Raw genomic sequence first — 22,848 nt, 5'->3', positions numbered from 1 at the left:
TCCCGTCGCTCATCGGAAGTCCCTGGACCGGTGTGTGAGGCCGGTGCGGAGATCCTCGAACCCGTCGGCGAGCACATTGACCACCCCCTCGCTCGACCGCTCCAGGATGCCGCGGATGATGAGAGCCGGTGAATCCCGGGCGACGCGACGGTAGCGGTTCCAGACCCCTGCCGAGCAGACGACGTTCACCAGACCGCTCTCGTCCTCGAGGTTCACGAAGGTGATCCCGGCGGCCGTCGCCGGTCGTTGCCTGTGAGTGACGAGTCCCGCGACCTCGATGCGCCGACCGACCTCGTGGCTCTGCAGATCGACGGCGGTGAGCACCCCGCGGGTGCGCAGTGCCTCCCGGAAATGCGCCATCGGATGGTCATCGGTGGACACGCCGGTCGCCCAGAGATCGGCGGAGAGACGCTCGTAGCTGGTCTGGTCGGCGAACAGGGGAGGCTGCACGGCGACCGTGGTCCCCGGGAGGAAGCGTGAGCGGTCGTCCGCCGCGGCTCCGGCCAGCCAGATCGCCTCTCGGCGCTCCAGCCCCAGACAGTCGAAGGCCCCTGCCGTGGCGAGGGCCTCCAGCTGTGCGGCGGTGGCATCCGTACGCCGCACCAGATCGTGCAGATCCCGGTAAGGACCGTGTGCGTCACGTTCCGCGACGATCCTCTCCGCCAACGGCACACCGATCCCCCGGATGCCGCTGAGGCCCAGTCGCACCGCGAATCCGCCGTCCCTGCGGTGGGCAGCGGACTCGTCGGGAGCCTCCCGGTCGAAGCGGAGGACAGCAGGTTGAGGAGCGGCGAGGCACTGCGTCCGGCCGGTGGGTCCGCCTTCGGAGTCATCGGCGAGCGGCTCCAACGAATCCGTCGCTCCGGACAGGTGCAGATCGGGCCGACGGACCTCCACTCCATGCCGCCGTGCATCCGCAGTGAGGGTCGCGGCGGAGTAGAAGCCCATCGGCTGCGCGCGCAACAGCCCGGCGAGGAACGCGGCGGGATAGTGCAGCTTCACCCAGGAGCTGGCGTAGACCAGCAGGGCGAACGACAGCGAGTGCGACTCGGCGAACCCGAAGTTCGAGAACGCCTGGATCTGCGCGTAGATCCGGTCAGCGGCGTCGGCATCGAGCCCTCGTCTGCTCATGCCCGCGTAGAGCTTGTCCTTGACCTTCTCGATCTTCTCCAGCCCGCGCTTGGAGCCCATGGCGCGCCGCAGCAGGTCGGCCTCATCCGCGGTGCAGTCACCGATCGCCGTCGCCATCTGGATGAGCTGCTCCTGGAAGATCGGAATGCCCAGCGTGCGTTTCAGGATGTCTTCCAGATCGCTGTGCGGGTAGGGGATCGTGAACTCCAAGGGGTCTTCACCACGCCGTGCGCGCTCCCGGTTCTCCTCGTCGACCCGGTCCTTGGCGATCTTCCGCCGCACGAACGGATGCACCGCACCGCCCTGGATGGGGCCGGGACGGATGAGGGCGATCTGGATGGCGAGGTCGTAGAAGCTCCGCGGCTGCAGACGGGGGAGCAGCCCGATCTGTGCGCGGGACTCCACCTGGAAGACACCGATGGAGTCCGCGCGACAGAGCATGTCGTAGACGGCGGGCTCCTCCTTGGGGATGGTCTCGAGCCGCCACTCCTCACCCGTGGCCTGTCGGATCAGATCGAAGCAGTGCTGGAGGGCGGCGAGCATCCCGAGGCCCAGGAGGTCGAACTTCACGAGCCCCATGAACGCGGAGTCGTCTTTGTCCCACTGGATGACGGTGCGGTTCTCCATGCGCGCATGCTCCACCGGTACGACCTCGCCGACCGGACGAGCGGTGAGCACCATGCCGCCGGAGTGGGTGCCGAGGTGGCGGGGGGCTTTCAGCAGTTCGCCGGCATAGGCGAGCACGTTCTCGGGGATGTCGTGGTCCTCGGCCGGCTCCAGCCCCGCACCCCAGCCGTCGACCTGGCGGGACCAGGCGTCCTGCTGACCGGGGGAGTGACCGAGCGCTCTGGCCATGTCGCGCACCGCGTTCTTCGGCCGGTACTGGATGACATTCGCCACCTGGGCCGCCCGCTCCCGGCCGTACTCCTGGTAGACCCACTGGATGATCTCCTCGCGACGGTCGGAGTCGAAGTCGACGTCGATGTCAGGCTCCTCCGTCCGCGTGGTCGCGAGGAACCTCTCGAAGGGGAGACGGTAGAGGATCGGGTCGACCGCCGTGATCCCGAGCAGGTAGCAGACCGCGCTCGCCGCAGCCGAACCTCGCCCCTGGCAGAGGATGCCGCGTCTGCGTGCCTCGGTGACGATGCCATGCACGATCAGGAAGTATCCGGGGAAGTCCTTCTCCTCGATCACATCCAGCTCACGGGCGATCCGGTGCTTGCCCTCCTCGTCCAGGCGGGGATACTTCGACGGCACGGCCGCCCAGACCAGGTGACGCAGCCAGCTCATCGGTGTATGCCCCTCCGGCACCTTCTGCTGCGGGAGCGCGGGTCGTGCCAGGCGCAGGGGGAAGGCGGAAGCCGTCGCCAATTCGAGCCCGTAGGAGATCGCTCCGGGATGCCGGTGGAAGCGCGCCGACATCTCTGCGCCGCTGCGGAGATGGGCGCCCCCGTGCGCGGGCAGCCAGCCGTCGAGCTCATCCATGCTCCGCACCGCGCGGACCGCAGCCACGGCCTCGGCGAGTGGCGCCTGTGCAGGAGTGGCGTAGTGCACGTTGTTGGTCGCCACCACCGGCAACCGCATCCGTCGTGCGAGCCCGGCGAGAGCGTCGTTGCGGCGGGTGTCCAACGGGTCCCCGTGGTCGAAGAGTTCGACGGCGACGTGATCGCTTCCGAACAGGTCGACCAGGGTTCGCAGCGGGGTGAGGCCGTCGCCTGCTTCGAGCCCGCGGCGCACGGCACCTTTGCGACAACCGGTCAGGATCGTCCAGTGGCCTCCTGCACGTTCGGCCAGATCGTCGAGGTCGTATACCGGTCGTCCTTTCTCGCCCCCGCGCAACTGCGCCGCGGTGATCGCCCCCGAAAGCCGGTGGTACCCCTCCTTCCCCCTGGCGAGGACCAGCAGATGTTCTCCCGCGGGGTCGGCGGAACCTCGTTGCGGCGCGGGCAGATCGAGGGACAGCTCGGCCCCGAACACGGTCTGCAGCGGACTCTCCATGAGGTCGGCGACTTCGGCGAAGCGTGCGGCACCGTAGAAGCCGTCGTGGTCCGTGAGCGCGAGTGCGGTCAGTCCGAGGCGGTCGGCTTCGGCGAGCAGATCTTCGGGGGAAGAGGCCCCGTCGAGGAACGAGTAGGACGAATGGGCGTGCAACTCGGCGTAGGGCACGGCATCGTGCGGACGGGGGATGCCGATGGGGGGAGTGCGCTTGCGGCGACGGCTGACCGGTCCGGGATCGCTCCGTGTGTTCTTCGGCTCGGCGCCCGGAGGGGGCGAGGGGGACTCCTCGCCGCTGAGGGTGCGCTCCAACTCGTTCCACGACAGGGGCGGATTGTGCCAGCCCATCAGCGATACCTTCCCTCGACCCACCAGCGCTCGCCGGTATGGAAGACCAGCCAGGCGCGATCCTGGTCATCGACGATCTGGAGCCGATGCCCGCGTTTTCCGCCCCCTGCGGTCCAGCGGCGTTCGTGAACGGGCCAGGGACCGGCCCAGGCCTGCACGGAGACACCGTCGATGCGGGCGGGGTCTTGCGAGAGGGCTCCGCGTTCATCGACGCTGACCGTGGTCTCATCCGCGGCGAGGACTCCGATGGGGCGCGGAGGGTGGAACACCTCGGCAGGCAGAGGGTCGGGGAGGCTGCCGGGCCACGGCGACCCCGGATCCCGTGGAGGGACGGCGCGCTCCCCCCACGGGGTCAGCACCTGACGGTCGGCGAGCCAGCGACCACCGGAGATCGCCGCGGTGACCACGCCCTGATGGCCCAACATGGTCTGCACGCGCGAGACCGCGTGGTGCAGGCGCTCATCGGTGCCGGAGCCGAAGAGCCCCGGTTGGTGATGGGCGGCATCATCCACAGCAGCGGGGGTGATCCGTACGGCGGTGATGCCGCCGAACGCTCGTGCCTCGTCGACCGGTTCCTTCGCGGACTGCGTGGCCAAGGCCTCCAACTGCCAGCGCACCCGATCGACGAGGTCGGAGGCGTCGAAACAGGTGGGGTGCAGCCAGGATCTCGAGAAGACCGCCCCGTTGTCGTCGGTCAGATCGATCCGCACCTCCGTGCAGACGACCGAGGCCTCCCCGAGAGCGAGCATCACCGCGTCGGCTGTCTGCCGCACCGCGAAGGCGATCTGATCGGCTCCGCCCAGCGGCGAGTCGAACTCGACGCTGCGCACGAGCTCGGGGTCGGGTGGGCGCGGGGTCAGGGGGCGGGAGTCGGCACCCGCGGCGAGCGCGTGCAGACGCGCACCGTGTTCACCGAAGCGGTCGCGCACGTCAGGCGCGGCGAGGGCGGTGAACTCGCCGAGGGTGCGTATGCCGAGCCGGAGGAGGAGTCCGGTGATCTGTTCGTCGCGCAGCACCTGCACGGGGTAGGGGGCCAGGAACTCCCGGGCGGTGCCGGACGGTACGACCGTCCAGGGCGTCGGGCCTCGAGCGGCGATCTCGGCGGTGAAGGGGCCGTCTGCGATGCCGATGCGCACCTCGGGGAACCCGGCCTCTCCGAGGATGGTGGCGAGTGACGCGGCGGCCTCCGCTTCCCCACCGTGATAGCGGGAGATGCCTCTGGCGCGGAGGATCGCGAGCCCGGGGCGCAGCAGGGTGACTCCCGGGGCGTGCTTCTCGATGAGCTGGAGCACGGGAAGGAAGGCGCGTTCGTCACGGGCCGGGTCGTGCGGGAGCACCTGGAGGGAGGAGAGGTGGCCCTGCGCGACTCGGCGGCGCTGACCGGTGCGGACGCCGTGCTCCCTGGCGGAGGCGGTGCAGGCGACGATCGTGTTGGCTTGCACCAGGGCGGTGGGCGGATGTGGAGATGCGCCGCCGAGCGCGGCTCGCATCGGCCAGTCGGGGAACCACAGCACGAGGACACGGAGAGGGGTGTTCATCCTGCTTCCGCCCATCGCAACAGCTCCGGGGGAGCAGATTCACCGAGGGAGGACCTCTCCGGCGAGAGCGCAGGGAGTGCGGTGAGCTCTGCCCCGACGGCCTCGAGAGCGCCGTGCCCTCCCGGCAGCTGCACGCGCACACTCGAGGGGCGAGGGCTGTGTCGTGTTTGCGCCGTCACCGTCACGGTGCAGTCGGAGAGCAACCCCCAGCCGGCGCCGAGACCGTGCCAGTGCGGGTCATGAAGGCGTATCGTGCCCTCGCTCTGCGGCCATCGTCCGGTGCCGGAGGACTCGGTGACCAGAAGCGTGCAGCCGCGATCACGCAGGCGAGCGCTCAGCCGGGAGACGTCGGCGTCTCCGGCCCGGGTGCCGGGGACGACGACGATCAGAGGCACGACCTCGGCCAGCGCGGAGGTCGCCGCGAGCCAGCGCTCGCCGGGGGTGGGCACGAGGATCAGGCGGGCGAGGTCGATGCCGAACGCGGCCGCTGCTTCGACGCCGAGCGTGGGCATGCCCACCACCGCGCACCAGTGCCCTTTCCGGGATGCGGCGCTGAGCAGCGCGAGCACCAGGCTCGGCGAGGGGGAGACGGTATAGGACGTGCCGGTCTGCAGGCCCTCTTCCGGCAGGAGCGCCGCGAAGGCGGGATCGAGGGGGAGCAGCGCATGCTCGCTGCGACGTCGTTGCATCCTGCTGATCTCGCGGCGCAGTCGCAGTACTTCACCCGCGCGGGAGTCGCTCGCCGGAGAGAGCGAGGTCACCGCATCGAGCCCGATCACCATGCGTCCATTCTCGAAGGTATGTACGAATAAAACAAGTCGCACAGATGACGATAGTTCGCACATCGGACATCGCGTCGAGTTCTCCACAGGGCCCACGCGGGCGATCCGCCCATCTCCTAACCTGCGGGGATGGACATCCGGTTCGCGCTCATCGCCCTCGTGCACGTCGCTCTGGTCGTCGTCGGCGGCGCGCTGATCGTGATCGACGCCCGCACGCACCGACTGCCCGACCTGATCGTGCTGCCGACGCTCGCATCACTCGTGGCCCTCACCGCGGTCGACGCCCTCCTCACCGGGCGCGGCGACGCGCTCCTCCGCGCCCTCCTCGGCCTGGTGATCCTCGGCGGGTTCTATGCCGTGCTGCGAGCGATCAGCCGCGCAGGGATGGGCGGCGGCGACGTGAAGCTCGCTGCCGTGATCGGCCTTGTGCTGGGGTGGCACGGGTGGGATTCGCTCGTGATCGGTGCCGCGGCGGCATTCGTGCTGGGCGCGTTCTACGCACTGGCGCTCATCCTCCTGCGTCGCGCGACGGCGGCGACCCGCATCGCCTTCGGGCCCTGGATGATCGCCGGAGCCCTTCTCGGCATCGTCCTCGGCTGAATCCGCCCGTCCTCGTGCCGACACCGCGAGGACGGGCTACCCTGAGCACATGGCACTCGCACGACTTCACGGCGGCCCGCTGGACGGGCAGATCATCCCTCTCGGCGATGCGGACGACAAGCTGATCGTCCCCTACAGCGAGACGCAGGTGGTGTACAACCGCCGCGGTGGGCCTCAGAACACCGGTCCGGATGACGGGCCCACGGAGGTCGACTACTGGTTCGAGGAGTCTCTCGAGGATCTCACGCTCGACGATGACTGAACCGTCTCGCACCGTCGAGGTCGAACGCAAGTACGACGTTGACATCGAGACCCCGTTGCCGCGCTGGGACGCGATCCCCGGCGTCGACGCCGTCACCGCCGGCGAGGGTCGCGCATTGGACGCCCGATACTTCGACACCGCCGACGGTGCGCTCGCCCGTGCCGGCGTGGCGCTGCGTCGTCGTACCGGCGGGCCGGACGCGGGCTGGCACGTGAAGGGTCCTCGCCAGGGCGACGGCCGGCTCGAACTCGGCTGGCCGCTCGGCGACGGTGACGACCTTCCTCCGGCCGTCGCGGAGACCGTCGCGACCTGGACGACCGCACCGCTCACCCCGCTGGCGCGCATCGAGAATGATCGCACCGCCTATCTGCTCAGCGGTCCGGACGGGGTCGTGGCCGAGTTCGTCGACGACCGGGTGCGGGCCACCGACCTCCGCGGCGGCGTGCAGCGCGAATGGCGCGAGTGGGAGATGGAGCTGGGGCCCGCCGCTCCTGACGATGAGCTGCGGCGCACGGCGTTCTTCGACGCCGTGGAGCACGCCGTCCTCGCCGCGGGCGGCCGCGAATCGGCATCCGGCTCCAAGCTCGCTCGCGCGCTCGGTTTCTAGGCAGAGGCCGCTCGCGAACGCAACCCCTTCCCCCAGGGGCGCGGCGCATGCTTGAGTGACAGCATGAGCCGACCGCCTGTGCTTCGATCGCTGCAGACGATCGTCCCCGAAACCGTTCTCGTGCAGGAGCAGGTGCGAGACGTCTTCGCGCAGCAGCCCGATCTCGGACGGCTCGCGCAGCGGATCGTGACGACGTCGTTCAACGTCTCGGGCATCGACACCCGGCACACCGTGATCGATGAGCTGTCGCTGGAGTCGGAACCGGCCGACCCCGTCTTCTTCGACCGTCGTACCGGGATGCTCCTCGCGCCCGGCACGAGAGCACGCAACGACCTGTACACCCGGGAGGCGGCGAAGCTCTTCGTCGAGGTCGCGCGGCAGGCCCTCGACGCCGATCCTGAGATCGGCCCCGAAGACGTCACCCACGTCATCACGGTCTCCTGCACCGGGTTCCACGCCCCGGGGCCGGAGTACGAGATCGTCCGCGGACTGGGACTCTCCGATGCGGTGCAGCGTTTCCATCTCGGCTTCATGGGCTGCTATGCGTCGATGCCGGCGTTGCGTGCGGCGAGCCAGTTCTGCGCCGCCGATGAGAACGCCGTGGTCCTGGTCGTCAGCGTCGAGCTGTGCACACTCCATCTGCGTTCCTCCGAGGACCCGGACACGATCGTCGCGTCCTCGTTGTTCGCCGACGGTGCGGCAGCCGGCATCGTGACGTCCCGTGATCTTCCGTCGCCGTCCTCCTCGCTGCAGCTGGACCGTTTCCACACGGCCATCGCGCCGGAGGGCGAGAAGGACATGGCTTGGACGATCGGTGACACCGGCTTCGAGATGATCCTCTCGACGTCTGTTCCGCAGATCATCGGGGAGACGATCATCGGTGCCCTTCGACCGCTGTACTCGGCCGAAAATGGCCTGGCCGAAGCCTTCGAGGCCGGGACGGTGGGGGACCAGGTGCAGCATTGGGCCATCCACCCCGGCGGCCGCAGCATCCTCGACCGGGTGCAGGAGCGGATGCAGCTCAGCGACGCGCAGCTGCACCCGGCGCGGGAGGTCCTGCGGGAGAACGGCAACATGTCGAGCGCGACGGTGCTCTTCGTCCTCAAACGGATCCTGGAGGATGAGGGGGCCAGCGGCGGAGAGCGCGTGGCGGCGATGGCTTTCGGGCCGGGGCTCACGGCCGAGAGCGCACTGATGACCGTCGTCGCGCCGACCGGGTCATGAGCCCCGATCTCACGCTGCGAGATGTGGAGGTCCGCGAGCGGATGGACGATCCGCATGCGGACGCTCGGAAGCTGGCGCGGACCTACGGACGGTTCGGTCTCGTCAACGCGCTCGTCTCCCGGCCCGGGGCTATGTATCGGCGCGACATCCGTCCTCGCGCGGCGCGTACCGGGCGACTGCGGATCCTCGATGTGGGGGCCGGTGGGGGAGACCTCTGCCGATTGCTCGCGTGGCGTCTGCGTCGAGACGGTCTCTCGGCGGAGGTCACCGCGCTCGATGCCGACGACCGTGCGATCCGCTGGGCAGCGGCGCATGATGGCGGTGCGGGCGTGCGCTACCGCTGCGCGCTGACCACGGAGCTCGTCGCCGCGGGGGAGACTTACGACGTCGTGCTGTCCAACCACGTGCTGCACCACCTCGATGACGCCGAGCTCCAGGGCGTGCTCAGCGACTCCGTGCGCCTCGTCGCTGCGGACGGAGTGGTGGCGCACCACGACATCGCCCGCAGCCACACCGCGTACGCCCTGTTCGCCGCGGCCACCTGGCCCATCTCCCGCAGCCTCCTCGCCGACTCGTTCATCCGTGAGGACGGGCTCCTCAGCATCCGTCGCTCCTACACCCTCGCCGAGCTCGCGGCGGTCGCCCCAGACGGGTGGAGCGTACGCGGCGGTGCACCCTTCCGCGTGGAGCTGCGATGGGACGGGGCACATGCCCGACCATGACGTGCTGATCGTCGGCGCGGGGCCGGTGGGTCTGCTGCTGGGCTGCCTGCTGCTGCAGCGCGGTCTGCGGGTGGTGGTGTGCGAACGTCGAGCGGACGCGGATCAGCGGACCAGGGCGATCGGCATCCACCGCCCGGGGCTGGACGCCTTGGACGCTGCGGGCGTCGGAGACGAGGTGCGCGCGGAGGCGCTTCGGCTCGAAGGTGGGGAGGTGCGCAGTCGTCGGCGCACCCTGGCGTCCGTCGACTTCGCATCGGATCGTCCGGTCCTGATCCTCCCGCAGCCGCGCAGCGGCGCGCTGCTGCGGGGCCGGATGCACTCGCTCTCGGAGGAGGCCCTGATCACCGGATGCGCCGTGCGCCTCGTCCGGCAGGACGCGGATGCCGTGCACGTCACGGCGGACTCCGCGGAGGGAACCCGCATGATCTCGGCGGCCGTGGTCGTGGTGGCCGACGGCGTGCGGAGCCGTCTGCGTGAGGGGCTCGATGCCGGATGGCGTCGTCGGGCCGGACGCGCCGCGTATTCGATGCTCGATGTCGAGGAGCCGACGTCGGAGAGCCGGGCCGTCCTGCACTGCGAGCCGGAGGGTCTGGTCGAGTCCTTCCCCCTCCCCGGTGGTCGCCGTCGATGGGTGGTGCGGGGCAGTGCAGACGCCCTTCGCACCGCCGATGACTTCCGTGCGACGATCGAGCGGCGTACCGGGATCGGCATCGAACCGGCCGCCACGGACGCCCCCACTCCCTTTCTCGCCGCACAGCATGCGGCGACGCGCCTCCATCAGGGCCGGGTGGTGCTTCTGGGCGATGCCGCACACGAGATCAGTCCGATCGGCGGACAGGGCATGAACCTCGGGTGGGTCGATGCCGTTCGTCTCGCGGAACGACTCTCCGGCACGCGGCCCGGCGCGGTGCCGGACCTGGGTCCGTACGACCGACGGGTGCGCCGATCGGCATCCCGGGCCCAGCGCCGCTCCGCGTTCTACATGGCGATGGGGGCGCCCGCCCCGGCGCCGGTGGTGCGCGGCAGGGAGATGCTGATGAGGACACTCGGGTCCGCTCCGTTGCGCGGCTGGACGGCAGGGCTCCTCACGATGCGCGGCCTGTGACGCACGAAGGCCCGGTCCGCACTCTGCGAACCGGGCCTTCGTGATGTGAGGATCAGAAGTTGATCATGTGTCCTGCGAGGCCGTGGAAGCCTTCCTGCAGCGCCTCCGACAGCGTCGGGTGGGTGTGCACGTTGCGGGCGAGCTCGAGTGCGGTCAGGTCCCACTTCTGGGCCAGCGTCAGCTCGGGCAGGAGCTCGGAGACGTCCGGGCCGATCATGTGCGCGCCGATGAGCTCGAGGTGCTCCGCGTCGGCGATCAGCTTGACGAAGCCGACCGGCTCGCCGAGGCCGTGCGCCTTGCCGTTGGCCATGAACGGGAAGGTCGCGACCTTGATCTCGCGCCCCTCGTCCTTGGCCTGCTGCTCGGTGAGCCCGAACGATGCGACCTGCGGCGAGCAGAACGTCGCACGCGGCATCATCCGGTAGTCGCCGAGGGTCTGCGTCTCCGCGCCACCGATCGTCTCGGCGGCGACGACGCCCTGTGCCTCCGCCACGTGGGCGAGCTGCAGCTTGGCGGTCACATCGCCGATCGCGTAGATGCCCTCGACGTTCGTGCGCATGTGATCGTCGATGTCGATCGCGCCGCGTTCGGTGAGCTTCACACCGGTCTTGTCGAGGCCGAAGCCCTCGATGTTCGGGGCGAAGCCGACCGACATCAGCACCTTGTCGGCCTCGATCGACGACTGCTGACCGTCCTTGCCCGTGTAGGTGACGGTGACGGAGGAGCCGTTGTCGACGACCGTCTCCACCTTGGTGGAGGTCAGGATGTCGACGCCGTAGTTCTTGTACTGCTTCGTGATCTCCTTCGACACGTCCGCGTCCTCGTTGGGGAGCGCGCGGTCGAGGAACTCGATGATCGTGACCTTGACCCCGTAGTTCGTCATCACATAGGCGAACTCCATGCCGATCGCGCCCGCGCCGACGATGACGATCGACTTCGGCAGCTCACGGGTCATGATCTGCTCTTCGTAGGTGACGACGTTCTCGCTGAGCGTCACGCCCGGCAGCAGACGGACCTTGGAGCCGGTGGCGATGATGGCGTTGTCGAAGGTGACCTCTTCGGACGTGCCGTCGGCCTTGGCGACCGAGATCGCCTTCGGGCCGGTGAAGGTGCCGCGACCGTTGTACTCGGTCACCTTGTTCTTCTTCATCAGGAAGTGGATGCCCTTGACGCGACCCTCGGCGACCTCACGGCTGCGATCGAACGCCTTGCCGAAGTCGATCGTGAACTCGCCGGAGATCCCGAAGAAGTCCGCCTTGTGGTTCAGGGTGTGCGCGAGCTCCGCGTTCTTCAGGAGCGCCTTGGAGGGGATGCAGCCGACGTTGAGGCAGACACCGCCCCAGTACTTCTCCTCGATGATGGCGGTGGACAGACCGAGCTGCGCGCTGCGAACCGCAGCGACGTATCCGCCAGGACCTGCACCAAGGATGACGACGTCGTAGTGTGGCATGCCTTAAGCCTATCGCTCCGACGGGGTGTCGGAATCGGTCGGAGCCTCACCTCGGCGGCGGCTCGCGACGATCCAGATGACCACTCCGGCGACGACCAGGACAGCGATGATCGCGAGCACCCAGACCCATGCGGAACCCGTGTCGGCATCGTCGGGGACCGGTGTGGGCGTCGAGGTCGCCTCGGGCTCCGTGGTCTCCTCCGCCGTCGGCGCTGCGCTGGTCGGGGCCGCCGTGGGCTCCGCGGTCGCAGACCCGTCGTCGCCGACGGTCACCATGAAGGAGTACTCGCCGGAAGTGGGGTGTCCGTCGCTGGAGACGACCTTCCAGATCACGTGGTACTCGCCGGCCGGACCGGACCCCTGCAAGGGCTGGGTGACGATCGCGCCTTCGACCGTCGCCGCGCCCTCGGTGACCGACGTGCCATCGGGGGCGGTCACGACGACCTCCGTCGCACCCTCCCCGTCGATGAGCTTGGCGCTGAAGGTCAGCGTGAGCTCTTCGGGGACGGTCTCGACCGATTCGTCGGCAGCGGGAGACGACGACACGAGCGCGTCGTGCGCGGACGCCGAGAGCGGGGAGAAGAGCACGAGGAACACGGCGAGCAGGGTCGCGGCGAGGGCGATCGGGGTGGCCGACGGGCGCAGAGCTTTGGTCTTCACCACTCCACCTTATGGATAAGCAGTATGTGACGGCTGAGTGTGAATGCGGCCTCCCGCGAGCGCCTCGGCATCCGTTAGTCTGGATGATCAGGAGGGCACAGTGACAGACAGCGACAGCCGACCGGCCGGTGAGGACGCGATCCACCGTTCCGGCGAGCAGAAACACGACGTGACGCAGACGTTCGGACACGATTCCGACCTGTCTTTCGTGCCGTTCGGGGTGGAATTGACCGACGTGGAGCAGACGGCCATCGCCGCACTGCCTGCGGGATCCGCGTTGCTGCTGGTGCGCTCGGGCGCTCTCGCCGGTGCGCGCTATCTGCTCGACACCGATGTGACCACGGTCGGGCGGCACCCCGAGGCCGACATCTTCTTCGACGATGTGACCGTCTCGCGTCGGCACGCCGAGATCACCCGCAGCGGATCCGCCTTCGAGATCATCGACCAGCGCTCCCTCAACGGGACGTATGTCAACGGGGAGCGCGTCGACCGCAGCGCGCTGGTCGACGGCTCCGAAGTGCGCGTCGGCAAGTTCCGTCTGAACTTCTTCGTCTCCCCTCACGATCGCGCGGCGGCGAACGACTGATGGCGGCCACTCCCGCCCGCGAACGTTCCGCGTCCGCGGGCTTGCTGAGTATCGGCCAGGTCCTTGCTCGGCTCACACCGGAGTTCCCCGACCTCACGTCCAGCAAGCTGCGCTTCCTCGAAGTGCAGGGCATCGTCAGCCCCTCCCGCACGGAGTCGGGCTACCGCAAGTTCTCCGCCTCGGACATCGAGCGGTTGCGCCTCGGTCTCACGCTGCAGCGCGATCACTATCTTCCGCTGAGCGTCATCCGGGAGCAGCTCGATGACGCCGCCGCCGGCGGGGAGGCATCCGCCCTCGCTCCGCCGCCCTCGATCACGCCGGCGCCGCGTCGCTACCGCCGAGATGAGTTGCTCGCCGCCGCCGGTGCGGGACCGCAGCTGCTCAACGATGCGATCAGCACCGGCGTCATCACGGCGCAGGAGAGCTACCCGGAAGCCACCGTCACGCTGCTGCGCGGTCTCGTCGCCCTCGACCGCCACGGCATCGAACCCCGGCACCTGCGGTCGTTGCGCCAAGGGGCTGAGCGGGAAGTCGCGCTCATCGAGTCGGCGATGTCCGCACTCCTGCGGCGGACCGACGCCGCGTCCCGGGCGAAGGCCAGCGAATTGGCGCCGGAACTGGCGACGCGGATCGATGAAGTGCGCTCGCTCTTCGTCAAGGATGCGCTGTCGCGAGTGCTTTCGTAACGAACTGATTGCGACACACCTTCGTTGTCGCACGGATGTCATTGCCGGTGCCCAGGCACTGCTCTACCGTGGAAGAAACCGTTCCAGGGAGGATTTCAGATGAATGCGGATGAGCTCGCAGGAGACCCGCGGTTCGTACCCGAACTCCTCTTCACCGACGGCCTCCCGGCCATGGACGACGAGGTCGGATACCGCGGTGCGGTCGCAGCTCGTGCAGCTGGCATCACGTACCGTCAGCTCGACTACTGGGCGCGCACCGAGTTGGTGGAGCCCACCGTGCGCGGCGCCAGCGGCTCCGGTTCGCAGCGCCTCTACGGCTTCCGCGACATCCTCGTCCTGAAGCTGGTGAAGAGCCTTCTCGACACCGGCATCTCCCTCCAGCAGATCCGCACCGCCGTCGAGGAGCTGCGCCGCGCAGGCATCCGCGACCTCGCGGGCACCACGCTGATGAGCGACGGTGCCTCGGTCTACCTCTGCACGTCGAACGACGAGGTCATCGACCTCGTGAGCCGCGGCCAGGGTGTCTTCGGCATCGCCGTCGGCAAGGTCCTCCGCGAGGTGGAGTCGACCCTCGTGGCATTCGACCCGACCGCTCCGGACCCCGTCGACGAACTCACCGCTCGTCGCGCGAAGCGTTCCGCCTGACCACAACTTTCCGCTTCAGACGGAAAACGGCCGCCCTCGATGAGGGCGGCCGTTTCGTCGTGCGCGTCGTGCGGATCAGCTCTGCGGGCCGTTCTCCGGAACGGCGATCCGACCGGTGCGGATGATCCTGTCCAGAAGCTGGTCGAAGTCGGCGGCGAGTTCCTGCGCGGAATCGCCGGGCCAGATGTGCAGCGGCTTCGCGGCACCCTGGGCCTGCTGCAGCGAGGTGCGCTCGGGCAGCTGAGGGGAGAGCACGAGAGGTCCGAACATGTCGCGAAGCTCCTTGATGCGGAACTGGTGCTCGATGGACTGCGGGCGTACGCGGTTCACGACGATGCCGAGGGGCTGGAGCCGGGGCGAGAGTCCCCGACGGATCTCCTCGATGGCGCGGAGGGCGCGGTCGGCGGCGGCGACGGAGAACAGTCCGGGTTCCGTGACCACCATGACGCGGTCGCTGGCGGCCCAGGCGGTGCGGGTGAGCGCGTTCAGGGAGGGAGCACAGTCGACGAGGACGAGGTCGTAGTCGGCCTCGACCGAGGCGAGCGCCTCCTCGAGCTTCCACACGTCACGCACGCTCGGGTGCGGCCCGTCGAAGTTGATCGCGGAGGGGCTCCCGATCAGCACATCGATGGTGCCGGGGTGGACCTTCGCCCATCCGCTCGAGGTGATCGCCTGTCGGACGACCTTCTCCTTCGGGTTCGCCAGGACGTCGGCGATGTTGAGCCGACCTGCCACTTGGATGTCCATCCCGGTGGAGACGTCGGACTGAGGGTCGAGGTCGACGACGAGAGTCCGGACGCCCCGAGCGAAAGCCGCGGAGGCCAGCCCGAGTGTCACGGTCGTCTTGCCGACGCCCCCCTTGAGAGAGCTGACGCTGAGTACGTGCACGGACACCACGTTACCTTCCCCTAGGCTGGGGGAACACTCAGCCCCGCCCCATGCGCATCGAAAACGCTGTGCATCGAGCTCCCAGAGGTGTGCATGTTCCAGAAGATCCTTGTGGCGAACCGCGGCGAGATCGCGATCCGCGCCTTCCGTGCGGCTGTCGAGGTGGGGGCGCGCACCGTCGCGGTCTTCCCCCATGAAGACCGGGGTTCTGTGCATCGTCTCAAGGCCGACGAGGCCTACGAGATCGGCGAGCGCGGGCACCCGGTGCGGGCGTACCTCGATGTCGACGAGATCATCCGCGTCGCGCTGGAGTCGGGAGCGGATGCCATCTATCCGGGATACGGCTTCCTGTCGGAGAATCCCGAGCTCGCGGAGAAGGCCGCGGCGAACGGCATCGTCTTCATCGGTCCTCCCTCGAACGTGCTGGAGATGGCGGGCAACAAGGTCGAGGCCAAGCGGCACGCGATCGACGCGGGAGTCCCGGTCCTGCGGTCCACGGAGGCCTCCGACGACGTCGACGCACTCGTCGCCCAGGCAGAGGACATCGGGTTCCCGCTCTTCGCGAAGGCGGTCGCGGGTGGCGGTGGCCGGGGGATGCGCCGCGTCGAGACGTCCGGTGACCTCGCTCCGGCGTTGGCCGAGGCCATGCGCGAGGCCGCCAGCGCGTTCGGTGATGCGCGGATGTTCCTGGAGCAGGCCGTCGTCCGCCCCCGGCACATCGAGGTGCAGATCCTCGCCGACAAGACCGGCGAGACCGTGCATCTGTTCGAGCGCGACTGCTCCGTGCAGCGTCGTCACCAGAAGGTCGTGGAGATCGCTCCGGCGCCGAACCTCGACGACGACATCCGCACGGCACTGCACGGATACGCCGTCGCGTTCGCCCGCTCCATCGGGTACGAGAACGCGGGCACGGTCGAGTTCCTCCTCGAGACGGCGGGGGAGCGGGCAGGCGAAGTCGTCTTCATCGAGATGAACCCCCGCATCCAGGTCGAGCACACCGTGACCGAGGAGGTCACCGACGTCGACCTCGTGCAGAGCCAGATGCGGATCGCCTCGGGGCAGACGCTGGCCGACCTCGGTCTGCAGCAGGAGAATCTGCACCTGCGCGGCGCCGCGCTGCAGTGCCGGATCACGACCGAGGACCCGACGCAGGGCTTCCGTCCCGACACGGGGAAGATCACCACGTACCGCTCTCCCGGTGGGGCCGGGATCCGTCTCGACGGCGGCACCGTGCACCAGGGCGCACAGATCAGCCCGCATTTCGATTCGATGTTGGCGAAGCTCACCTGTCGCGGGCGGGACTTCCCGGCCGCGGTCGCTCGGGCGCGCCGAGCACTCGCCGAGTTCCGCATCCGCGGCGTCGCGACCAACATCCCCTTCCTGCAGGCTCTCCTCGAGGATGACGCCTTCATCGCCGGAGACGTGAGCACCTCCTTCATCGACGAGCGCCCCGGACTGCTTCGCGGCCGTGTCTCGAAGGACCGCGGGACGAAGCTCCTGAACTGGCTGGTCGACGTCACGGTCAACAAGCCGAACGGTGCCCACCCCGGTGTGATCGATCCCGCATCCAAGCTGCCGGCGATCGATCTGAGCGCGGAGCCGGCTCCCGGCTCACGCCAGCGCCTCCTCGAGCTCGGGCCCGAGGGATTCGCCCGCAGCCTCCGGGAACAGACGGCGCTCGCGATCACCGACACGACCTTCCGCGACGCGCATCAGTCCCTCCTGGCGACGCGAGTGCGCACGAAGGACCTCGTGGCCGCGGCGCCCTACCTCGCCCGGTCGACCCCCGGACTCCTGTCCGTCGAGGCGTGGGGCGGGGCGACCTACGACGTCGCCCTCCGCTTCCTCGGTGAGGACCCGTGGGAGCGCCTCGACAAGCTGCGCGCCGCACTGCCGAATGTCGCGATCCAGATGCTCCTGCGAGGGCGCAACACGGTCGGCTACACGCCCTACCCGACGGCGGTCACCGAGGCGTTCGTCGCCGAGGCTGCGGCCAGCGGTGTCGACATCTTCCGCATCTTCGACGCGCTCAACGACGTGGAGCAGATGCGGCCGGCGATCGAGGCCGCGCGCAAGACCGGAACGGCGGTCGCCGAGGTGGCGCTCTGCTACACCGGCGACCTGCTCGATCCGGCCGAAGACCTCTATACCCTCGACTACTACCTGCACCTCGCAGACCAGATCGTCGACGCGGGGGCGCACATCCTCGCGATCAAGGACATGGCGGGGCTGCTGCGCCCGGCCGCCGCGGCGAAGCTCGTCGCAGCGCTGCGGGAGCGGTTCGACCTGCCGGTGCATCTGCACACGCATGACACCCCCGGCGGGCAGCTGGCGACCCTGCTCGCCGCGAGCGCCGTCGGGGTGGATGCGGTGGATGCCGCGTCCGCGCCCCTCTCCGGCACCACGAGTCAGCCATCGCTGTCGTCCCTCGTCGCCGCCCTTGCCCACACCGACCGGGACAGCGGCATCCCGCTCGACGGCGTCTCCGATCTGGAGCCCTACTGGGAGGCGGTGCGGCGGCAGTACGCGCCGTTCGAATCCGGGCTTCCGGGACCCACGGGACGTGTCTACCACCACGAGATTCCCGGTGGCCAGCTGTCGAACCTGCGCCAGCAGGCCAAGGCGCTGGGGCTCGCCGACGATTTCGAGCTCATCGAGGACATGTACGCCGCGGCCGACCGCATGCTCGGTCGCGTTCCCAAGGTCACTCCGTCGTCCAAGGTCGTCGGTGACCTGGCCCTGCACCTGGCCGCGGTGAAGGCGGATCCGGCCGACTTCGAGGCCACCCCCGAGAAGTACGACGTGCCGGACTCGGTCGTCGGTTTCATGGCGGGCGAACTCGGCGATCTTCCGGGTGGATGGCCCGAGCCGTTCCGCAGCAAGGTGCTCGCCGGACGCACGGTGCGCGTCGGCCTCACCGAGATCAGTGCTGATGATGAGGCCGCACTCGCCGGGACCAGTGCCGAACGCCGTGCACGGCTGAACACCCTGCTGTTCCCCGGTCCGAGCGCCGAGTTCGCGGAGCGGCGGGAGTTGTTCGGAGACCTCTCCGTGCTCGACACGGCCGACTACCTGTACGGGCTCGTGGCCGGGCAGGAGCACCTGATCGAGATCGATCGCGGCGTCCAGCTCTACGTGGGTCTCGAAGCCATCGGGGATGCGGACGACAAGGGGATGCGCACCGTGATGACGACCCTCAACGGGCAGCTCCGGCCCGTCTTCGTGAGGGATCGGTCGATCGTCGTGGATGTGCACGAGGTCGAGAAGGCGGACACCTCCGTGCCCGGCCAGGTCGCGGCGCCCTTCTCCGGGGTGGTCACGCTGAAGGCCGAGGTGGGCGCCGCCGTCCGCGCCGGCGAACCCGTCGCATCCATCGAGGCGATGAAGATGGAGGCGGCCATCACGGCCCCCGTGGACGGCGTCATCGAACGTCACGCGATCGCCGAGACGCAGCAGGTGGATGCCGGAGATCTTTTGGTCGTGATCCGTCCAGCGCACTAATCTTGTGCGGGCGAGGCCAGCGCACGATGTGCGTACCCGGGGCCCGCACAGGCTGGGAGCGACATCGTGACACCGAAGAACACCACGGACCCCGAGGATAACCCGCTGGGGGTGCTCGACGAAGCCGCGTCACTCGACACGGCAGGCATCGGGATCCTCGGGGCGACCGCGCAGGTCAGTGTGACGCTGCCGAAGGACGAGGACGACGACCTCGCCGACGACGGGGTCGTGGACGGCGAGGTCGTCGGCGAGCTCGTGATCGATCCGCCTCGCGTCGAGGAGCAGGCGACCGACGCCCGTCCGGTCGAGCCCCCCGCCGTCGCGGCGCCTCGAATCGTGCGGCCGTCTTCGGAGAAGGTCATCGATGCCGTCGTGGTCGACGAGCCCGAGACCCCCGAGACGCCTGCGGTCGTCGAAGTCACCGACGACGCGCGGCACCAGGCCGAAGAGGCAGCCGCCGCGGCACGATTCCTCGCACGAGCGAGCGCGGAAGCGCCGCCGTCTCCGTCGACATCTGCTCCCGTACGAACATCCGTCGAGAAGGAGAACAGATCCGTGTCCGCTCCGGAGGAGAAGAAGACCGTCATCTCGCAGTCCACCCGCACGACACCGCGCACCGACGTGACGCTGACGTCCAAGCGTCTGGACGACCTGGGAGAGTCCTCGCGCGAGTCCGCGGATCTCCTCACCGCCGACAGACTGCTCGATCCGCATCGGGTGGCCAAGCCGGAACCGGAGGGAGCGTGGAGCCACTTCCTGTACACGATCTCCGGGCGTCGGATCAACATCGGCGACGGCAGGCGCGCGCGGGAGCGCAAGGCGCTCTCGGCGCGGATCGCGGCTCCGCTCGCGGGCGGTGCACGCTTCGTCCCGGTGCTCTCCCGCAAGGGCGGTGTCGGCAAGACGACGATCACCGCGCTGCTGGGGATGGCACTCGCGGACGCCCGCGAGGACCGGGTGATCGCCGTCGATGCCAATCCCGATCGAGGAACCCTCGCCGAGCGCATCGTGCGGCCGCATCACAGCAAGTCGGTGCGCGATCTCGTCCGGATCCACGATGACGTCAAGGGATACCACGACATCTCCGCCATCGTCGCGCGTGACGCGACCCGTCTCGATGTCCTCGCCTCCGATTCCGATCCCCGCGTCGCCGAGGCGTTCAGCGACAGTGATTACCGTGACGTGGCCGGCGTGGCCGCCCACTACTACTCGCTGGTCCTGACCGACACCGGCACCGGGATCGTCCACTCCGTGATGTCGGCGACGCTCGACCTCGCGGACCAGATCGTCATCGTCTCGGGATTGAGCGTCGATGAGGCCCGTCTGGCATCCGAGACGCTCACCTGGCTCGAGACGAACGGCTTCGCGGAGCAGGCGCGTGAGGCGATCGTCGTCCTCAACCAGTCCACGCCCGGGACCCCGTTGGTGCGGCTGAACGAGCTGGAATCCCACTTCGCCACCCGTGCGCGGAGCGTCGTCCGCGTGCCCTACGACCCGCAGATCGCGGGAGGGGGGACGATCGTCTTCGCGAACCTGTTGCCGGAGACCCGCATCGCTGCGCGTGAGCTGGCGGCGCTCCTGGTCGAGGGCCTGCGGGCCAGGGCCGCCTGATGTCGGTCCGAGAGATCCGCATCTTCGGCGACCCCGTCCTGCGCACTGTGTGTGCCCCGATCGAGGAGATCGACGAGGGGGTGCGCGCACTCGTGACCGACCTGGTCGACACGGTGGAGCTGCCGGGTCGCGCCGGCGTCGCCGCACCGCAGATCGGCGTCGCGCTGCGTGCGTTCAGCTACAACATCGACGGCGACATCGGCTACGTGCTCAATCCCGTCCTCACCGAAGTGCGGGGGGAGCCGGAGCCGACGGGCGAGGGATGCCTCTCGGTACCCGGACTGTGGCACGACGCACTGCGGCATCCGTGGGCACGCGTGGAGGGCATCGATCTCGACGGCAATGCCGTGGCGCTCGAGGGGGAAGGACTCCTCGCGCAGGCTCTGCAGCACGAGACCGACCATCTCGACGGCAAGCTCTTCCTGACAAGGCTCGATGCCGAGACGCGCAAGGTCGCCATGCGCGAGGTGCGGGAGAGCGTCTGGTTCTGACGGCCTGAACTCCCACCGCACGAAGAAGGGCCCCGCGCGAGCGGGGCCCTTCTTGCTGTCCGGGGTGTCAGCCGCCGATGGCGACGTTGGTCGTGGCGACCGGCTCGTCGTAGATCGCGGCGATCTCGTCGGCGAAGTCGTTCATGATGACGTTGCGCTTGATCGAGAGCTTCGGGGTGAGGTGGCCGGAGGCCTCCGTCCACTCGGAGTCGAGGATCGTGAACTTCCGGATCGACTCCGCGCGCGACACCCGGTCGTTCGCGGCGTCGACCGCCCGCTGCACCTCGGCGCGGACGGCGGCGTTCGTGGATGCATCCGCCAGCGACATCTTGGCATCGAGGCCGTTGTTCGCGAGCCAGGTCGGAAGCATCTCCGGGTCGAGCGTGATCAGAGCGGAGATGAACGGACGCTGGTCACCGACCACGACGACCTGCCCGATGATCGGGTTCGCACGGATCGGATCCTCGAGCGCAGCGGGAGCGACGTTCTTCCCTCCGGCGGTGACGATGATCTCCTTCTTGCGCCCGGTGATCGTGAGGAAGCCTTCGGAGTCGAAGCTGCCGATGTCGCCGGTGTGGAACCAGCCGCCGTCACTGAAGGCCTCGGCCGTCGCCTCGGGGTTGTTCCAGTACTCCTTGAAGACGTTGATGCCGCGGACCTCGATCTCGCCGTCCTCGGCGAGGCGCAGTCCGACACCCGGGAGAGCAGGGCCGACCGTGCCGATCTTCGACTTGTCGGCCAGGTTGACCGTCGCCGGGGCAGTCGTCTCGGTGAGGCCGTAACCCTCGAGGATGACGACGCCCAGGCTGTGGAAGAAGTGGCCGAGGCGCGAGCCCAGGGGAGCGGAGCCCGAGACGGCGTACACGACGTTGCCGCCCATCGCCTCGCGGAGCTTGCTGTAGACGAGCTTGTTGAACAGCGCGAACTTGAGCTTCATGCCGAGCGGGATCTTCTTGCCCTGCTCGAGCAGCTTCGAGTGCTCGATGGCGACGTCGGCCGCCGAGCGGAAGATCTTGCCCTTGCCGCCCGCCTCCGCCTTCTGCTCCGCGGAGTTGTAGACCTTCTCGAAGACGCGCGGGACCGCGAGGAGGAAGGTCGGCTTGAAGGAACCGAGCGCCGGCAGCAGCTGACGGGTGTCAGGCTGGTGTCCGGTGCGGACGCCGGCGTGGACGTCGAGGATGGAGATGAAGCGGGCGAACACGTGTGCGGTCGTGATGAACAGCAACGTGGACGCGCCGGGCGTCTGCACGACCTCGTCCAGGGCCTTGGCCGAGTTCCGGGAGAGCTCGACGAAGTTGCTGTGCGTGAGCACGCATCCCTTGGGGCGGCCGGTCGAACCGGAGGTGTAGATGAGCGTCGCGATGTCGGATCCGACGGCGAGGCTGCGGCGGCGCTCGATCTCTCCGTCCGTCACCGACGCACCCTGCGCGGTGAGGGTGTCGATCGCTCCGAGGTGCAGCTGCCAGACCTCCCGGATCAGGGGCAGGTCACCGCGGACCTCATCGAAGCGGGCGAAGTGCTCGGGGGACTCCACGATCAGCGCGATCGCGCCCGAGTCTTCGAGGATCCACTGGATCTGCGAGGGCGAGCTCGTCTCGTAGATCGGCACCATCACGGCGCCGGCGTAGAAGAGGGCGAAGTCGATGAGCGTCCACTCGTACGTGGTGCGCGCCAGGAAGCCGACCTTCTCACCGGGCTGGATCCCGGCGGCGGCGAAGCCCTTCGCCAGGGCGACGACCGCCGTCTGGAAATCGGCGGCGGAGATGTCGCGCCAGCCGTCGCCCTCCGGCACGGAGAAGAGGGCGCGATCCGGAGTGGCTTCGACGCGCTTGACCAGGAGGTCGGCGACGTTCGCATCGGGGTCGGCGGGGACGATCGCAGGGACTTCAAACTGGACCACGGCAGCTCCTTCGGTACCGGTCGGGCAGGGCGTGGCTTCGAGTCTAGGGCATGGAACCGAGTTGCGTCCGGGGTGAAACTGGGTCGCTCGCGCGGAAGCGCCGTGGACAAGACCGG

19 protein-coding genes are annotated in these 22,848 nt (G+C 68.9%); 12 read left to right on the top strand and 7 right to left on the bottom strand.

The annotated features are described in order from the left end of the window. Window positions 1-9: 9 nt before the first annotated feature. The 3 genes from FGL91_RS16700 to FGL91_RS16690 are packed head-to-tail and all read right to left on the bottom strand — an operon-like array spanning window position 10 to window position 5,794. Window positions 10-3,474 (bottom strand): error-prone DNA polymerase, encoded by a 3,465-nt coding sequence (locus tag FGL91_RS16700; protein WP_153244392.1) that lies wholly within the window; start codon window positions 3,472-3,474, stop codon window positions 10-12. Further along, entirely contained in the window at window positions 3,474-5,012 is a 1,539-nt protein-coding gene (locus FGL91_RS16695; protein WP_153244391.1) for a DNA polymerase Y family protein, read from the bottom strand. The genes FGL91_RS16700 and FGL91_RS16695 overlap by 1 nt, the downstream gene beginning before the upstream one ends. After that, window positions 5,009-5,794, bottom strand: coding sequence for a hypothetical protein (locus FGL91_RS16690; protein WP_227991690.1), 786 nt, complete (start codon window positions 5,792-5,794; stop codon window positions 5,009-5,011). The genes FGL91_RS16695 and FGL91_RS16690 overlap by 4 nt, the downstream gene beginning before the upstream one ends. A 129-nt stretch (window positions 5,795-5,923) precedes the next feature. Here FGL91_RS16690 and FGL91_RS16685 point away from each other — a divergent pair, with 129 nt between their 5' ends. The 6 genes from FGL91_RS16685 to FGL91_RS16660 all read left to right on the top strand — a co-directional run bounded on the left by FGL91_RS16685 (window position 5,924) and on the right by FGL91_RS16660 (window position 10,314). Further along, complete coding sequence (locus FGL91_RS16685) at window positions 5,924-6,394, top strand: prepilin peptidase (protein WP_153244390.1); 471 nt, start codon at window positions 5,924-5,926, stop codon at window positions 6,392-6,394. Window positions 6,395-6,443: 49 nt separating this feature from the next. Beyond that, entirely contained in the window at window positions 6,444-6,656 is a 213-nt protein-coding gene (locus tag FGL91_RS16680) for a hypothetical protein (RefSeq protein WP_047521915.1), read from the top strand. After that, window positions 6,649-7,263: a CYTH domain-containing protein gene (locus tag FGL91_RS16675; RefSeq protein ID WP_153244389.1), complete on the top strand. Its 615-nt coding sequence runs from the start codon at window positions 6,649-6,651 to the stop codon at window positions 7,261-7,263. The genes FGL91_RS16680 and FGL91_RS16675 overlap by 8 nt, the downstream gene beginning before the upstream one ends. Window positions 7,264-7,326: 63 nt before the next feature. Continuing rightward, window positions 7,327-8,487, top strand: a complete 1,161-nt coding sequence (locus tag FGL91_RS16670) for a type III polyketide synthase (protein WP_047521919.1) — start codon at window positions 7,327-7,329, stop codon at window positions 8,485-8,487. Then, window positions 8,484-9,209 carry a methyltransferase domain-containing protein gene (locus tag FGL91_RS16665; RefSeq protein WP_153244388.1) on the top strand — a complete coding sequence of 242 codons (726 nt, stop codon included), beginning with the start codon at window positions 8,484-8,486 and terminating at the stop codon, window positions 9,207-9,209. The genes FGL91_RS16670 and FGL91_RS16665 overlap by 4 nt, the downstream gene beginning before the upstream one ends. After that, window positions 9,196-10,314 (top strand): FAD-dependent oxidoreductase, encoded by a 1,119-nt coding sequence (locus FGL91_RS16660; RefSeq protein ID WP_153244387.1) that lies wholly within the window; start codon window positions 9,196-9,198, stop codon window positions 10,312-10,314. Before FGL91_RS16665 ends, FGL91_RS16660 begins: the two co-directional genes overlap by 14 nt. 52 nt (window positions 10,315-10,366) lie before the next feature. Here the strand turns inward: FGL91_RS16660 and lpdA are convergent, their stop codons facing one another. Both lpdA and FGL91_RS16650 read right to left on the bottom strand, forming a co-directional pair. Continuing rightward, the gene (lpdA, locus tag FGL91_RS16655) at window positions 10,367-11,764 is read right to left on the bottom strand and encodes a dihydrolipoyl dehydrogenase (RefSeq protein ID WP_047521923.1); all 1,398 of its coding nucleotides are present in this window, start codon (window positions 11,762-11,764) and stop codon (window positions 10,367-10,369) included. Window positions 11,765-11,773: 9 nt separating this feature from the next. Further along, window positions 11,774-12,424: a copper resistance CopC family protein gene (locus FGL91_RS16650; RefSeq protein ID WP_153244386.1), complete on the bottom strand. Its 651-nt coding sequence runs from the start codon at window positions 12,422-12,424 to the stop codon at window positions 11,774-11,776. A 100-nt stretch (window positions 12,425-12,524) separates the two neighbouring features. Between FGL91_RS16650 and FGL91_RS16645 the strand changes: the two genes are divergently transcribed. The 3 genes from FGL91_RS16645 to FGL91_RS16635 all read left to right on the top strand — a co-directional run bounded on the left by FGL91_RS16645 (window position 12,525) and on the right by FGL91_RS16635 (window position 14,341). Next, on the top strand, window positions 12,525-13,010 hold the full coding sequence (locus FGL91_RS16645; protein ID WP_047521927.1) for an FHA domain-containing protein: 486 nt from the start codon (window positions 12,525-12,527) through the stop codon (window positions 13,008-13,010). After that, window positions 13,010-13,696 (top strand): MerR family transcriptional regulator, encoded by a 687-nt coding sequence (locus FGL91_RS16640; RefSeq protein WP_131491299.1) that lies wholly within the window; start codon window positions 13,010-13,012, stop codon window positions 13,694-13,696. Before FGL91_RS16645 ends, FGL91_RS16640 begins: the two co-directional genes overlap by 1 nt. A 99-nt stretch (window positions 13,697-13,795) precedes the next feature. Then, a complete protein-coding gene (locus tag FGL91_RS16635) occupies window positions 13,796-14,341 on the top strand; it encodes a MerR family transcriptional regulator (RefSeq protein WP_047521931.1) in 546 nt (181 codons plus the stop codon). Window positions 14,342-14,416: 75 nt separating this feature from the next. On the opposite strand, the gene FGL91_RS16630 is transcribed toward FGL91_RS16635, so the two are convergent. Continuing rightward, window positions 14,417-15,229 (bottom strand): ParA family protein, encoded by an 813-nt coding sequence (locus FGL91_RS16630; RefSeq protein WP_047521976.1) that lies wholly within the window; start codon window positions 15,227-15,229, stop codon window positions 14,417-14,419. A 93-nt stretch (window positions 15,230-15,322) separates the two neighbouring features. Here FGL91_RS16630 and FGL91_RS16625 point away from each other — a divergent pair, with 93 nt between their 5' ends. The 3 genes from FGL91_RS16625 to FGL91_RS16615 all read left to right on the top strand — a co-directional run bounded on the left by FGL91_RS16625 (window position 15,323) and on the right by FGL91_RS16615 (window position 20,832). Then, the gene (locus FGL91_RS16625) at window positions 15,323-18,730 is read left to right on the top strand and encodes a pyruvate carboxylase (RefSeq protein WP_153244385.1); all 3,408 of its coding nucleotides are present in this window, start codon (window positions 15,323-15,325) and stop codon (window positions 18,728-18,730) included. A gap of 66 nt (window positions 18,731-18,796) precedes the next feature. Continuing rightward, window positions 18,797-20,341, top strand: coding sequence for a MinD/ParA family ATP-binding protein (locus FGL91_RS16620; RefSeq protein ID WP_153244384.1), 1,545 nt, complete (start codon window positions 18,797-18,799; stop codon window positions 20,339-20,341). Continuing rightward, complete coding sequence (locus FGL91_RS16615) at window positions 20,341-20,832, top strand: peptide deformylase (protein ID WP_153244383.1); 492 nt, start codon at window positions 20,341-20,343, stop codon at window positions 20,830-20,832. Before FGL91_RS16620 ends, FGL91_RS16615 begins: the two co-directional genes overlap by 1 nt. A 67-nt stretch (window positions 20,833-20,899) precedes the next feature. Here FGL91_RS16615 and FGL91_RS16610 read toward each other — a convergent pair whose 3' ends face one another. Further along, entirely contained in the window at window positions 20,900-22,732 is a 1,833-nt protein-coding gene (locus FGL91_RS16610; RefSeq protein WP_153244382.1) for an AMP-dependent synthetase/ligase, read from the bottom strand. Window positions 22,733-22,848 lie beyond the last annotated feature (116 nt).

The organism is Microbacterium sp. CBA3102, assembly GCF_007954505.1.
GTDB lineage: Bacteria > Actinomycetota > Actinomycetes > Actinomycetales > Microbacteriaceae > Microbacterium > Microbacterium aurugineum.
Note: the sequence above shows the minus strand (reverse complement) of the source record. Positions and strands in the feature narration are given on the sequence as shown.

Excerpts from the sequence above, each read along its gene's own strand:
- FGL91_RS16700 (WP_153244392.1), bottom strand. The coding sequence starts at position 3,474 with ATGGGCTGGCACAATCCGCCCCTGTCGTGGAACGAGTTGGAGCGCACC.
- FGL91_RS16695 (WP_153244391.1), bottom strand. The coding sequence starts at position 5,012 with ATGAACACCCCTCTCCGTGTCCTCGTGCTGTGGTTCCCCGACTGGCCG.
- FGL91_RS16690 (WP_227991690.1), bottom strand. The coding sequence starts at position 5,794 with ATGGTGATCGGGCTCGATGCGGTGACCTCGCTCTCTCCGGCGAGCGAC.
- FGL91_RS16685 (WP_153244390.1), top strand. The coding sequence starts at position 5,924 with ATGGACATCCGGTTCGCGCTCATCGCCCTCGTGCACGTCGCTCTGGTC.
- FGL91_RS16680 (WP_047521915.1), top strand. The coding sequence starts at position 6,444 with ATGGCACTCGCACGACTTCACGGCGGCCCGCTGGACGGGCAGATCATC.
- FGL91_RS16675 (WP_153244389.1), top strand. The coding sequence starts at position 6,649 with ATGACTGAACCGTCTCGCACCGTCGAGGTCGAACGCAAGTACGACGTT.
- FGL91_RS16670 (WP_047521919.1), top strand. The coding sequence starts at position 7,327 with ATGAGCCGACCGCCTGTGCTTCGATCGCTGCAGACGATCGTCCCCGAA.
- FGL91_RS16665 (WP_153244388.1), top strand. The coding sequence starts at position 8,484 with ATGAGCCCCGATCTCACGCTGCGAGATGTGGAGGTCCGCGAGCGGATG.
- FGL91_RS16660 (WP_153244387.1), top strand. The coding sequence starts at position 9,196 with ATGCCCGACCATGACGTGCTGATCGTCGGCGCGGGGCCGGTGGGTCTG.
- lpdA (WP_047521923.1), bottom strand. The coding sequence starts at position 11,764 with ATGCCACACTACGACGTCGTCATCCTTGGTGCAGGTCCTGGCGGATAC.
- FGL91_RS16640 (WP_131491299.1), top strand. The coding sequence starts at position 13,010 with ATGGCGGCCACTCCCGCCCGCGAACGTTCCGCGTCCGCGGGCTTGCTG.
- FGL91_RS16635 (WP_047521931.1), top strand. The coding sequence starts at position 13,796 with ATGAATGCGGATGAGCTCGCAGGAGACCCGCGGTTCGTACCCGAACTC.
- FGL91_RS16625 (WP_153244385.1), top strand. The coding sequence starts at position 15,323 with ATGTTCCAGAAGATCCTTGTGGCGAACCGCGGCGAGATCGCGATCCGC.
- FGL91_RS16615 (WP_153244383.1), top strand. The coding sequence starts at position 20,341 with ATGTCGGTCCGAGAGATCCGCATCTTCGGCGACCCCGTCCTGCGCACT.